This window comes from Acinetobacter sp. NIPH 817 (genome assembly GCF_000368405.1).
GTDB lineage: Bacteria > Pseudomonadota > Gammaproteobacteria > Pseudomonadales > Moraxellaceae > Acinetobacter.
Map to the genome: position 1 here is coordinate 1,489,057 of NZ_KB849420.1, position 13,202 is coordinate 1,502,258.

A 13,202-nucleotide genomic window follows, 5' to 3' on the forward strand; every position below is an offset into this window, starting at 1 on the left:
TTAAATCAGGTCTTTAATAACCTACGTAACAACCAGACCTCACGCAAAACAACAAAGGAATAAAAGAGAAGAAACTATTCTGCGCTTATTACCTAAATTCACATTCACTTTGTTTTGAAAGTGATTTTGGCCATTCGTAAATCTTGTTCATTTATTTTGGACTTTTGAAGAATGGATACATAGCTACAGATATTTGAAAAAAAACTATAGCACACCTCACGAATGCTTCAGACTGTTATAGTTTTATAAAAAATTTCTGTATCTACATATACAAAAATAGTAAGTGCATGATTAAGTAAACTTCTTAAGGTAGGTAGTTTTCATGAGACGATCTATTGCATATCACCAGATATTTCATCAATGTTTCAATGCAACATGCATTTTTACAAATGCAACATCAAGCATAAACTTTGTTAACAGATTGAGAACAATCAATCAGTCTATTCTCTTGAAATATCAAGCAATTATATTGCTTAACCCTGTTGGCATTTTACTTGCTAAGAACATTTATCACAGAAGTAAGTTTAATCGCCAAAATACTTTGTTGCCTGAAAATAAGTATTTAACTCATTTAACCATCATCAGCTAGTTCACAGGGGGAAAGTTTATGAGCCTCGGTCTAACCGCTCTAGAATTAGCGCGAATACAATTTGCTTTTACAGTATCCTTCCATATTATTTTTCCGGCCACTTCCATTGGTCTTGCCTGCTTTTTAGCAGTGTTAGAATGGAAATGGTTAAGAACCCAAAACCCGATTTATAAAGATCTATTTAAATACTGGATTAAGATCTTTGCTGTTGCCTTTGGTATGGGTGTGGTCTCGGGCGTGGTCATGAGTTACCAGTTCGGTACTAACTGGAGTGAATTTTCACGTGTTGCCGGAAGTATTACTGGTCCTCTACTTACCTATGAAGTCTTGAGTGCCTTCTTCTTAGAAGCAGGTTTCTTAGGCATTATGTTATTTGGTTGGGGACGTGTTGGTCCTCGGGCCCATTTCTTCGCAACACTTATGGTTGCCATCGGAACATGTATTTCCATGTTCTGGATTTTATCTTCGAATAGCTGGATGCAGACACCTCAAGGCTTTGCCATCGAAAATGGCATTATTGTGCCAAAAGACTGGTTTGCAATTGTCTTTAACCCATCCTTCCCTTACCGCTTTGCCCACATGGGTGCAGCCGCCTTCTTGGTTTCATCATTATTGGTCGTTGGAACATCTGCATGGCATTTAGTAAAAGGCCGTCGTGATGAATTGGTGAAAAAATCGTTTTCGATGGGTCTCTGGATGGTGCTTGTGACTTCATGCTTGCAAGTAGTGATTGGTGATAACCACGGTTTAAACACACGTGAACATCAGCCTGCCAAACTTGCGGCAATGGAAGGCCACTGGGAAACCAATCACAATGAGCCGATGCCATTATTGCTATTTGCAATTCCAGATATGAAAGAAGAACGTAACCACTTCGAAGTGGGTGTTCCTTATTTGGGTAGCTTAATTTTAACGCATAGCTTAGATGGCCAAGTGACAGGCTTAAAAGATTTCGCACCTGAAGATCGTCCAAATTCAACGATTGTTTTCTGGAGCTTCCGTGTGATGGTGGGTCTTGGTGTACTCATGGTCACTCTTTCTTTAATAGCACTTTGGTTACGTAAGCGTGGAAAACTCTATGAAACTTCGTGGTTCCATAAATTTGCATTGGTGATGGGACCATCTGGTTATGTCGCTATGCTTGCAGGTTGGGTAACTACTGAGGTTGGCCGTCAGCCGTGGGTTGTATACGGCATTATGAGAACTAAAGATGGACTTTCACATACGGTTTCCGCAGATCAGGTCGGACTGAGCCTGTTTATTTTTGTGGTGGTCTATACCATCGTTTTTGGTAGCGGCATCTACTACACCTTAAAACTAATAAACAAAGGCCCATCATTTATTGATACACCAAATGTTGAAACTGGTGGCGTAGGACACTTTAAAACACCAATGCGTCCACTTAGTGCAGTCGATGAAAATATTGACAGCAAACAAAACTCTGGGGAGAACCGTCATGATTGATCTTTCTTTAATATGGGTCGGTATTATCGGTTTAGGTGTCATGATTTATGTGGTCATGGACGGCTTCGACTTAGGAATCGGGATTATGTTCCCATTCATTAAGGACAGCCAAGAACGTGACGTGATGATGAATACCGTGGCCCCTGTCTGGGATGGTAACGAAACTTGGATGGTCCTCGGTGGTGCTGGTCTATATGCAGCATTTCCACTGGTCTATTCAACAGTTTTATCAGCACTATATTTACCGATCATTTTCATGGTGATTGCCCTGATTTTCCGTGGCGTGGCGTTTGAATTCCGCTTTAAAGCTCATCGCACCAAACACCTTTGGGACTTGGCATTTATCTGGGGTTCAGTTTTAACCAGCTTCCTCCAAGGGATTATTCTGGGTGCCTATATCCAAGGAATTAAAACCGAAAATGGTATTTATGCTGGTGGATCACTTGATTGGTTATCTCCGTTTACGGTCTTCACAGGTATTGGCGTAGTTGCGATGTATGCAACTTTAGGTTGTGGCTGGCTTATCTTAAAAACTGAAAAAGGCTTACAGCAACGTATGTATGAGCTTATGCCAAAGCTGATTATTGCACTGCTGATCATTTTTGGTGGCGTGAGTTTATATACGCCGTTGACTCATCCTGAAATTGCAGATCGCTGGTTCTCTTTACCAAATCTGTTCTATTTTAGCCCAGTACCTATTTTGGTCTTATTGTTTGTTGGCCTGATTTTATCAGCATGTAAAAAGCAGGATCATGACCTTAAGCCATTTGCATATACATTGGCGCTCGTTTTCCTTGCATTTACTGGTTTTGTGATTAGTTTATGGCCCTATATTATTCCGCCATCAGTCACCATTTGGCAGGCTGCAGCGCCTCATTCAAGCCAGATGTTTGCTTTGGTCGGTGCATTAATTCTGATTCCAATTATTATTGCTTACACCATTGTGTCTTACTGGGTATTTAGAGACAAAGTGCGTGTAGGTGACGAAGGTTATCATTAAGTATGGAGGGTTTTATGAAAAAGTCATCCGTTAAACTCAATCAAACTCAATGGTTTATTCTGTTATGGTTGGGCGGTTTTTTAGCCTTAGCAGTGATTGCTGGTTTGTTTAAAGTTATATTGATTTATGCTGCCCCTTACTTAAAGTAAATCTATCGTTCTAAACAAATGCCGTTTGTAGATTCTGCAAACGGCATTTATTATTGATTCAGTGCATCTTTCATTTTGTTATTTCGTGCAGCTCATACATGTATAAATCAGAACAACTCGCTCATAGCATTCGCCAACTCATTGAGAGCGGCAATTTAAATGCACATGAAAAATTACCGTCATTGAGAGATCAGGTACAACGCTCTGGCTTTAGTTTAATGACCGTAATGAATGCTTATCAGGAGCTTGAATCACAAGGTCTGATCTATTCAAAAGAAAAATCTGGATACTTTGTTGCCGAGCAAATTGCACTTAAACCACTCGAGCAATATTCAGTCGTTTCACTGAATTCTAAAATTGAAATTAACTCATTAGTTTTTAAATATCTTAAATCGATTCAACATGAGTCTGTCGTGCCTTTTGGCTCAGCTTTTCCTGATAATCAACTTCTAACAGCCCCCAAACTTATTCAAATTATGGGACAGCTTGCGCGCCAAAGACAAAGTTATGACCAGACCACCAGTTTGCCTCCCGGTAATTTAGCTTTAAGAAAGTTGATTGCCCAGCGCTATTGTATGCAAGGCATACAGACCGAACCAGATGACATTGTCATTACATCTGGAGGCTTAGACGCGCTTAATCTTTCTCTACAAGCCGTAGCTCAACCCGGCGATTATATTTTATTACAGCAAACTGTGTTTTACGGCGCTTGGCAAGCTGCCGAGCGTTTAGGGCTTAAAGTGATTACCATTCCTGAACATCCTCAGCATGGTTTTGACTTAGAAGCTTTTGAACAGGTCATTCAAACATATCCAATCAAGGTGTGTTGGCTCATGCTGAACGCCCATAACCCGATTGGTTTTACCGTCAGTGATGACATTAAATATAAAATTGCCAAACTGCTTCACGAGCACCAAATTTATTTGATTGAAGATGATGTCTATGAAGAGCTTTTTTATGGCGGCCAAAAACCACTTTCAATGAAGTATTTTGACCAACAAAATCTGGTGCTTCACTGCTCTTCTTTTTCTAAAACGTTAGGTGCTGGTTTTCGGGTCGGGTGGGTCTATGCGGGTAAATTTTCAGACCATATTCAACACTTACAGCTCATGAGTACCATTTCAGTCAATGCACTCATACAAAATGCATTAGTCGAGTTTTTGTCTCATCATCATTATGAAAAGCACTTGCGTACACTTAGGCTTTCACTTGAGCGTTATAAAAAGCAGTTTTACCATTATTTGAAACAACATTTACCTAGCTCTTGTGAAGTGTATTACTACCCAAGTGGCTATTTTCTATGGGTCAAACTTCCCAGTACCCTAGACAGTATGCAAGTTTATGAAGAGTTGATTCAGCAAGATATTGGCGTTGCACCAAGCCCTCTGTTTAGTGTTTTACCTGCACAACAGCATTATTTGAGAATCAATTGTTCTTTTGAATGGAACACTAAAATTCAAAGTGCATTAGATCAAGTGATTAAAACCATTCAACAAAGGGTCAAAGCAAATTCTTAAAAGAGATGCTTCGACCTAAGCACAATTTTATAGTCTTTATTTTGTGGTAACTTTATAGCTCAAATCTATAGTTTTAAGGGAAACAGGTTCAAGGAATTAATATGGAAATTGATGAAGAACTCACCCTTAAAAAAATACAGATTTTTTTGGCTTTCATGCGCTGTGGAAATTTGTCTAAAACAGCCACAGAAATGCAGTTGAGTAATGTCAGTGTTCATAAAGCCCTACACTCTTTAGAAAGCGCTTTACGTTGTCCTCTTTTTAAAAATGAAGGCCGTAACCTCATTCCTTTAAAAAGTGCTTATGTATTTGAAGAACGCGCACAAAAAATCGTCCAAGACATTTTTATCACTGTAAATAAAACCAGAGAAGCTGCTGGCTTTGCAGCTAAGGTTTTACATTTAGGTTCTCTTTATTCTTTGACTGTAAACACAATTCCAAATGTGATTAGCGGTCTTAAGCTCAGACGTAGTGAGCTTGATATTCAACTATTACTCAGTTCAAATCAGGATTTGGTGAAAAAGCTGAAAGCAACGGAACTTGATGCCATTATCGTGGCTTTAAATGAAACCACTCAAGACGATGACTTTGAAATTTTACCAATGTTTTCAGACGACATTTTTTTGGCCGTCAATAAAGATTCAAAATATGCCGAGTTTAAAGATATTGATTTAAGCATTTTAAAAGAAGAGACGTTTCTCACTTTAACCAAAGGATTTGCGACCCATCACGATAGCGACATCATTTTTAAAAAGGCGGGTTTTTCACCTAAAGTTGCTTTGCAAGTAAATGATATTTTTACTCTCATTAGTATGGTCAGCTCAGGCGTAGGCTTTGCACTATTACCCGGTCGTATTTCTGCGGTTTATGAAAGTTCGGTAAAACTCATTCCACTGAAACAGCAATATCATATGCAACAAGAAATTGGTTTGGTCTTTTTAAAAAGTAAGGAACGAGATCCTAATTTACTTGCTCTGATTGCTGAATGTCGTATGTTTGCATCCAATTTTAAAAGATAAATATCGGCAACCTATTACAAATTAATAAGTTGCCGTTAGACACTTTACAAAGACTTATCCAAAAATCGCATTAACCGTTAAGAAAAAGACAGATGGTCCAAGTAAGCAGCCGAGACCTGTATAAAAGGTTGCAACCAAAGCGCCATAAGGTACCAATCGTACATCAGTGCCAGCTAGCCCAGCAGCCGTACCGCTCGTTGTTCCTGCTAAGCCGCCAAATACCATGGCTGAACGTGGACTTTTTAGGTACATGAATTTTGCAAGTAATGGCGTACCGACCATAAAAAAGACTGACTTGATTAATCCAATTGCAATAGAAAGTGCGATCACATCAGAGCTCGCGCCAATTGCAGTTCCTGTAATCGGACCAACAATATAAGTCATGGCACCGGCACCGATCGTTGTCATAGATATTGGATCTCGATAACCCATGACCCATGCGACCATAACCCCAATTGCAAAAGGCACAACGCAACCAAGAATTAAGGCAATTAGACCAATTTTACCGGCTTTCTTCACCTCTTTCACATCAACTTCAAACGCAGTTGAAGCAATAGCTAAATCTCGAATCATTGCGCCACCCAACATCGCAAAACCAGAAAAAATAGCGATATCAGAAATGCCCTTAGTTCCTTGCGTATAAACTCCTGCAAAATATGCAACGACCAAACCTAGGGTGATCGCAATTGCAGAGCTTTGTAGTTTTCCTTTCGTCAAATATTTTGACAATAAATGAGAAACGAACATCATTAAACCAGTTACTGCGAGTGCAGTGACGAATGCATTTTTAGATAAAACAGCAATTATAGCGTCCATCATTTAAATCCTTTTTGATTGACTTTTTTATAGTTTATGAATGCTTAAGCTACTTTTTGCTTTGTTTCTATCGTCCATTCATATGTTTCATAATCGCCACTAATTCTATTTAAATAGCGAATGACTAGAACAGTACCAATCAATGAAGCAATAGAAACGATTAGGCCTAACATGCCACCCGATAAAGCTGCAACCACATTTTGACCCGCTGACATCGCAACCACGATCGGAATATACATACCTGACCAATACAAAACTCCAAATTGGGTAACTTGTGGTAAGTAACCTTTTCGCGCAAGCAATTCTTTAGTCAAAATCAATAGAATCATTGAAATAGCTACGCCACCAACATTTGCTTTTACGCCCAATAACATTCCTAGCGTATTACCAAAATAATCGCCTAATAAATGACAAATCGCTAATATTGCCGTTCCATAAATAATCATTGTAAATCCCTCATATCCTTGAGTTATTACTCAATTTTTAATTTGTATTGCAATTACAAAGAAGCATAATTTCCGTTTTGCATTGCCAACTGAATGCTGTCTAAACGTGTTCCTTGAAATGACAATACAGTTCCATCTTTAAATGTTCGACGTGCAAGTGTAGTAAGTACCGTTCCCGGTAAAGCTTCAATCTGCAACCTCACACCTCGCTCCCATGCAGCTTGGATGGTACTTTCCCAATCTACAGTTCGACTCATATTGAAGGCCAAGTCTTCACCAATCTGTTCTGGCTTGCCAAGTGTACGAGCCGTTGTACCACTTAAATAACGTATTTTAGGCTGCTTTAAAGTAACTCCCTCCATAGATGCTGCAAGTTGCTTTGCTTGCTGACTTAATAATTCACAGTGCGATGGCACCGATACATCTAATTTTTTTGCTACCACTCCCTGCTGCTTTGCCAAAACAGCAACTTGGTTCATGGCTTCAAAACTTCCTGAAATAACAATTTGATTATGTGCATTAATATTTGCGACAAAAACCTCTGGCGTTATTTCATAAATTTGTTTAACCCATGCTTCGACAGCTGCACGGTCTGCACCTATTAAAGCTGTCATGCCATAACCAGTTGGATATGCCGTTTGCATGAGTTCACCTCGATAGGCAACCAAGCGAACGGCATCCTCAAAGGCTAAAACCCCTCCGACAACCGCAGCCGACCATGCACCAATTGATAAACCCGCTACATAATCAGGTGTTAAGTTTTCCGCGGTTAATAAAGCTGAACTCACCACACCTGAAATCAGTAAACAAAGCTGTACTGCACGTGTCGATTGCAATGCAGCTGGACTATCCAGCATTAAGGCATCTTCTTTAAGTGCATCCGAAGCACGCTCAAGATATTCTTTAACTAGAGCGGTTTGTGGTAGGTCGTGCAACATATTGCATCGTTGCACACCTTGTCCCGGATATACCCAAATTGAAGCCATGATATCTATTCCCTAATTCCATGGGTTTTCTACTAAGACAGCACCATCGGAACGTTTTAATAGAACTTTTCCACTGTTCCCAGCCCATTCTTTTAACGCCAAACCACCTTGTGGAAGTTGAAGCTGTATATCCACATTGAGTCCTGCTTGCTGAAAATTTTCGAGTAGTTCAATTGCCTGCTTTTTAGCAAAAGGTTGTTCAGTTCGAATCAATAAATCTATGTCACTTTGCTCGGTTACTGTTTTAATGCCCGTTGCCAGTTCAAACCCAAAACTTCCTGTATATCCCCAACATCCTGAAAAGTTTTTCATAATGCTGGAAATGGTCTGTAAACGTTCTGCCAAATGTTCAAACTGCTGTGTATTAACGTGAGGCAGCGCTTCTGGCTTAAGCTGTTTGCTGATTGCTGATCTTGGCATTTGAGCTGCATATCGTTGATGACGAAATTGCCCTCTTACACCCACAGCCACCTGATCTACAGGAGTAATTGCCCGTCGAACTACGACAGGATCACCTCGTTGCAATACCTCTTTCACCCAAAGTGGAGCATCATCAGCCAAGCAATCGACGGTCATGCCCCACAGTAAATCATGGGCTTCGAGCTTAAGTTTCATGACCATTGCTCGCGCAATAATTCACGGACTTTTTTAGACATCTGACGGTTTTGGCCGTGAAGTCTTTGTTCCAATCCTCTCGATTGATCAGCATTAATTTCTTTAAATGCTTGAGCAATTGTCTGCTTCGCTAACAAAAGATCATCGGTTGTCGGTTGTTCAGGGTTTTCAACAGATAACAGTTCAGATAACAAACCAAGCGTTGCATAACTTTCAATGTCATAAGCCATTGGAGGAATGCTTGAGGCCAATTGTTCTAGTTCATCAACCGAGCGTAAGGTAACGCGTGCGGCAGATTCCTTGCCCATTGCATGCACCATAACACCTGAATCTTTTAAGGCAATAATACGATTGGCTTGGTAACCATGAGCTAAAAAAGCACCCGACATTGACTTACCAACCAATAAACTCACAATAGGATGGCCTGCCAATCTAGCTCTTGCATAGCTGTCTACTGCACCAGCTAAAGCTTGATGGATGCCTAACAATTCTTCACGGCGTCCATAGGCCTGACTAGGTACGTCAACCAAACATAAAATAGCGCGTTTAGTTTCCGAATGAACATCGGCCTGAATCACTTCATCAACCGCTTTTGCTAAACTCCAGCCTTCCAAGAGTCCAACTTCACCTTGTTTTGCCCGAGGGAACAGATTATTGCTGTCTTGGACAACGGCAATCACACGTACCTCTTGCTGGTCAATCTGACCATCAGCTACCCAAACCGAAGCTGGAAAACCTTCAACTGCCTTAAAGCCTTGCGTGAGTGCTTTAAACCAATGTGCACCACGAGTAGATGCTTTTAATGTATCAACGGCGATATTCATGCTTGCTCTCCTTGATACAAAGCTTGAACTTGTGCTGGGGTAATCTGCTCAGCAGTATCAACTCGTTGTAGCTTTTCTAAATAAAATGAGTAATTTGAACTACGATGCTGCTGAGGCACGCCTTGAGTTAAATAATCGATGACTTGCTGACGAATTTTCTGGCGATCATCGTCTACATAAGCATCTGCCAAACCACTAGCGAAACGCTGATTACCACCCGTAATACTCCATATAAATGGACGATCTTTGGCGTTATATTCTTGTACACCAGCTTCTTGTTCGATCACCTGTGGGCCATTTAGTCCTAAACGTCCATCTTGTGTCATTACAATATAGCTACATAGTCCAGCTGCAATTGACATACCGCCGAAGCACCCTACACTGCCAGCAACTACGGCAATCACGGGTTGATACTGACGTAAGTTCACTATTGCAGCCTGAATTTCAGCAATTGCTGCCAAGCCCAGATTTGCTTCTTGTAAGCGAACACCGCCCGTTTCTAGTAGTAAAATTGCAGCTGTTGGAATACCTTTTAGATTATCTTCAGCCGCAAGTTCTAAGGCACCCGCAATTTTGGCACCGCCTACCTCGCCTAAACTTCCACCTTGAAATAAGCCTTCAATTGAAATTAAAACCACTGGGCGTTCTTGAATAGATCCTTTTGCGATCACTACACCATCATCGGCTTGCGGCACAATATTCTGTTTAACGAGCCAAGGCGACATAACACGTGCAAATGGGTCGAGTAACTCTCGAAAAGTCCCTTCATCTAATAGCGCTTTAGCACGTTCTCTTGCACTCAGCTCAATAAAATCTTGTTTATTTAACAAGCTCTCGATATCAGTCATGAGCAATCTCCTCTAATGCTTGTTCCAGACGTAAGCGAACAACACCGGGGGTTGCACCAAAGTCATGAATATCAATATTGACGGCAGGTGGTATTTGCGCAGTAAAAATTCGTTCAAAAAGATTGTGCCAACGTGCTGCACTGCCATCTACAGAGGTGACGACATGAATAGAGGCTTTTCCCTTTTCACCAGGTTCCATCAAAATTTCTAAATCGCCCGAGCCAACACATCCTACCAATGCTTTTTTTACCGGTGGCTCTGTCGCCACAAATTCAAAATGAAGTGTTTCCATCATTAAAATCCCTCTTTATTTTTTAAAGATGACTGCTGAGCACAATCTATAAACAATGTTGCTGCCAACAAATCTGCGGCACCACCAGCAGAGGCTTTCATCCGAAGTAGATCAATCTCTAAAAGATGCAAAGCGCGGCGACCTTCTAAGCTTGAACTACCGCCCAAATCCAGTACCTGTTGAGCACCTTGTTGCATACGCTTTAAACCCGATGTTCCCGAGCGATAAAGCACACAGGTATCGGTCAAATCAGTCATCATCGCAAGTAAGGCATCTAAACGAGCGAACTCTTCTTTCATGGGTTTACTACGGCTTTGATAAAGCTGCTTTAAACCAAAGTTCACAATCGTTGGAAAACCTTGCTGAGCTTGTTCTTTTGCACCTACGACGCCTAATTTTTTCTGTACCTGCTGACCATGACTTAAAGCTTGCTTTGGAATAAAGCAATCTTCAAGCTGAGCAATCTGACCTGCTAACTGGCAGAGCTCAACAGCCGATAAATATTGTTGATTGGTACGTGCCAATGCCGCCGCCGTCACCATTAAACCCAAGGCCCAGATTGCACCGCGGTGTGTGTTAACACCATCTGTTGCCGACATCATGGTGTTTTCACCTTGGCGACCAATTTCACCAATGTCTTCGCGCAAGGCTAAACAAACTTCACCATGGTGCATGGCTGCTTGAGCCATTTCCTCAAACATGGGCCCTAAACTTTTCGCAGAGCGCTCCATTAATTCCAAACTCAGGTCATTGTGTGCACCACTACCACGACGGTCGACTAAGGCTGGCTTAGGAGTCAGATTAACTTCATCAATCAAAGCCCCGACCGCTAAACTTGCCAAAAGCTGACTATTGCTGAGCGTTTGATATTGAACTTGTGCCATCATTACCAACTCCTGAATTTTGCAGGGGGTTGATATAAGCCATCTGACCATGTCACCAAGTCGGCAATATTTTTTGCAGCTAAAAGCTCACGGGTGGCATCGGTACGGCGAATACCTAAATCCTCAGGGAAAACCACCAAACCCTCGCGTCTTAAGCGCGCTGTCGTTTTAGGGTCTTGACTTAAACCGATACTGGTCACGCCTGCCACTGCAGCAATCATGGCTTGGCGCTCTTCTTGGCTGCTTGCTTTATATAGATAAGCAATGCCTTCTTCGGTCAGTAAATGGGTTACATCATCGCCATAAATCATGATCGGTGCTAAAGGTAGGCCTGCTGTTTTAGCAACATCAATTGCATCGAGACGATCCACAAAAGTCGGCTTGCCACCCTCTTGAAAGGTTTCCACCATTTGCACCACTAGTTTTTTACCACGTGCCAAATAGGTTTCAGTTTCATTAGCGCCTTCCAAACGCATATCTAACCATGCTGGTGTATCGTGACGACGGCCACGTGGATCATGCCCCATGTTTGGTGCACCGCCGAAACCAGCTAAACGGCCTTTGGTAACAGTCGAAGAATGGCCCATGCCATCGACTTGCAAAGTTGCGCCAATAAACAAATCAACAGCATACTGACCTGCGAGCTGACACATCATGCGGTTGGAACGTAAAGCGCCATCACGACCTGTAAAGAACACGTCGGGACGAGCTGCAACATATTTTTCCATACCGAGTTCGGTACCAAAGCAATGCACGCTTTCAACCCATCCTGTTTCAATCGCTGGAATTAGGGTTGGATGTGGATTCAATGTCCAGTTTCGGCAAATTTTTCCTTTTAAACCCAAAGACTCACCATAGGTTGGTAAAATCAGTTCAATTGCTGCGGTGTTAAAACCAATACCATGGTTTAACGATTGCACATTATGCTTTTCATAAATTCCGCGAATTGCCATCATCGCCATAAGCACATGCACTGGCTTGATATGTTTCGGGTCACGAGTGAATAACGGTTCGATATAAAATGGCTGATCTGCCACAACCACATAATCCACCCAAGAAGCAGGAATATCGACACGTGGTAACTCTGAGACGTCATCGACCAGTTCATTCACCTGTACAATCACAATACCGTCGCTAAAAGCCGCAGGTTCAATAAGTGCAGGAGAATCTTCGGTACTTGGCCCTGTATAGATATTGCCTTGGCGGTCTGCCATAAAACCTGCCGAAAGCACTACATTTGGAATAAGGTCAACCACCAAACGTGAATACAACTCAATATAGGTATGAATTGCACCAATCTCTAATAATCCATCTTCAATGAGCTGGCTAATACGTAAACTCTGTGGGCCAGCAAAAGAAAAATCGAGTTTACGTGCAATACCTTTTTCAAATAGATCAAGATGTTCCGAACGTCCCACGCTCGGCATGATCATATGTAAATCATGCAAAATATCAGGGTTGGTTTGAGCCAAAGAGCGTGATAAAAAATCTGCCTGCTTTTGGTTATTCCCTTCGAGTACAACTTTGTCGCCCGGTGTAATCAGGGTTTCTAAAACTTTAATAATGTCTTGAGTTGGAATCACCACACCATCGGTATATTGGTTTGCCATCTCTAGTTTTAGTTGTTTGGCATGACGCCGCTTTGTCCATAACCGTTCTTTATTCTGAACTGAGCCTTCCATGTGTTTACCTATAGATCGCAGTTTTGTTCTGAATCTATAAAAACGCTTTATGGGATTTCGATCAATCAACC

Annotated in this window: 14 protein-coding genes; 5 read left to right on the forward strand and 9 right to left on the reverse strand. The window is 41.5% G+C overall.

The window, feature by feature from the left end:
- Positions 1–607: 607 nt before the first annotated feature.
- From F968_RS10665 to F968_RS10680, 5 genes are all read left to right on the forward strand, one after another.
- A complete protein-coding gene (locus F968_RS10665) occupies positions 608–2,053 on the forward strand; it encodes a cytochrome ubiquinol oxidase subunit I (protein ID WP_004792953.1) in 1,446 nt (481 codons plus the stop codon).
- Complete coding sequence (cydB, locus tag F968_RS10670; protein WP_004792955.1) at positions 2,046–3,053, forward strand: cytochrome d ubiquinol oxidase subunit II; 1,008 nt, start codon at positions 2,046–2,048, stop codon at positions 3,051–3,053. Before F968_RS10665 ends, cydB begins: the two co-directional genes overlap by 8 nt.
- 14 nt (positions 3,054–3,067) lie before the next feature.
- Positions 3,068–3,202 carry a hypothetical protein gene (locus F968_RS19785; protein ID WP_000749813.1) on the forward strand — a complete coding sequence of 45 codons (135 nt, stop codon included), beginning with the start codon at positions 3,068–3,070 and terminating at the stop codon, positions 3,200–3,202.
- Between the two features lie 98 nt (positions 3,203–3,300).
- Entirely contained in the window at positions 3,301–4,719 is a 1,419-nt protein-coding gene (locus F968_RS10675) for an aminotransferase-like domain-containing protein (protein ID WP_004792957.1), read from the forward strand.
- 101 nt (positions 4,720–4,820) lie between these two features.
- Positions 4,821–5,738 carry a LysR family transcriptional regulator gene (locus F968_RS10680; protein ID WP_004792959.1) on the forward strand — a complete coding sequence of 306 codons (918 nt, stop codon included), beginning with the start codon at positions 4,821–4,823 and terminating at the stop codon, positions 5,736–5,738.
- 54 nt (positions 5,739–5,792) lie between these two features.
- On the opposite strand, the gene madM is transcribed toward F968_RS10680, so the two are convergent.
- From madM to mdcA, 9 genes are read right to left on the reverse strand one after another with little or no spacing between them, the layout of a single operon-like run.
- A complete protein-coding gene (gene madM, locus F968_RS10685) occupies positions 5,793–6,554 on the reverse strand; it encodes a malonate transporter subunit MadM (RefSeq protein ID WP_034596245.1) in 762 nt (253 codons plus the stop codon).
- A gap of 44 nt (positions 6,555–6,598) precedes the next feature.
- Positions 6,599–7,000, reverse strand: a complete 402-nt coding sequence (gene madL, locus F968_RS10690) for a malonate transporter subunit MadL (RefSeq protein ID WP_004702262.1) — start codon at positions 6,998–7,000, stop codon at positions 6,599–6,601.
- A gap of 53 nt (positions 7,001–7,053) precedes the next feature.
- Entirely contained in the window at positions 7,054–7,986 is a 933-nt protein-coding gene (gene mdcH / locus F968_RS10695; protein WP_004792964.1) for a malonate decarboxylase subunit epsilon, read from the reverse strand.
- A 12-nt stretch (positions 7,987–7,998) separates the two neighbouring features.
- Positions 7,999–8,607 (reverse strand): malonate decarboxylase holo-ACP synthase, encoded by a 609-nt coding sequence (locus F968_RS10700; protein ID WP_034596247.1) that lies wholly within the window; start codon positions 8,605–8,607, stop codon positions 7,999–8,001.
- A complete protein-coding gene (gene mdcE, locus F968_RS10705) occupies positions 8,598–9,425 on the reverse strand; it encodes a biotin-independent malonate decarboxylase subunit gamma (protein ID WP_004792968.1) in 828 nt (275 codons plus the stop codon). The genes F968_RS10700 and mdcE overlap by 10 nt, the downstream gene beginning before the upstream one ends.
- Positions 9,422–10,273 (reverse strand): biotin-independent malonate decarboxylase subunit beta, encoded by an 852-nt coding sequence (locus tag F968_RS10710; RefSeq protein ID WP_004792970.1) that lies wholly within the window; start codon positions 10,271–10,273, stop codon positions 9,422–9,424. The genes mdcE and F968_RS10710 overlap by 4 nt, the downstream gene beginning before the upstream one ends.
- Entirely contained in the window at positions 10,266–10,565 is a 300-nt protein-coding gene (locus F968_RS10715; RefSeq protein WP_000448951.1) for a malonate decarboxylase subunit delta, read from the reverse strand. The genes F968_RS10710 and F968_RS10715 overlap by 8 nt, the downstream gene beginning before the upstream one ends.
- A gap of 2 nt (positions 10,566–10,567) precedes the next feature.
- On the reverse strand, positions 10,568–11,452 hold the full coding sequence (locus F968_RS10720; protein ID WP_004792974.1) for a triphosphoribosyl-dephospho-CoA synthase: 885 nt from the start codon (positions 11,450–11,452) through the stop codon (positions 10,568–10,570).
- Positions 11,452–13,131 (reverse strand): malonate decarboxylase subunit alpha, encoded by a 1,680-nt coding sequence (gene mdcA, locus F968_RS10725; RefSeq protein ID WP_004792976.1) that lies wholly within the window; start codon positions 13,129–13,131, stop codon positions 11,452–11,454. Before mdcA ends, F968_RS10720 begins: the two co-directional genes overlap by 1 nt.
- Between the last annotated feature and the right edge of the window lie 71 nt (positions 13,132–13,202).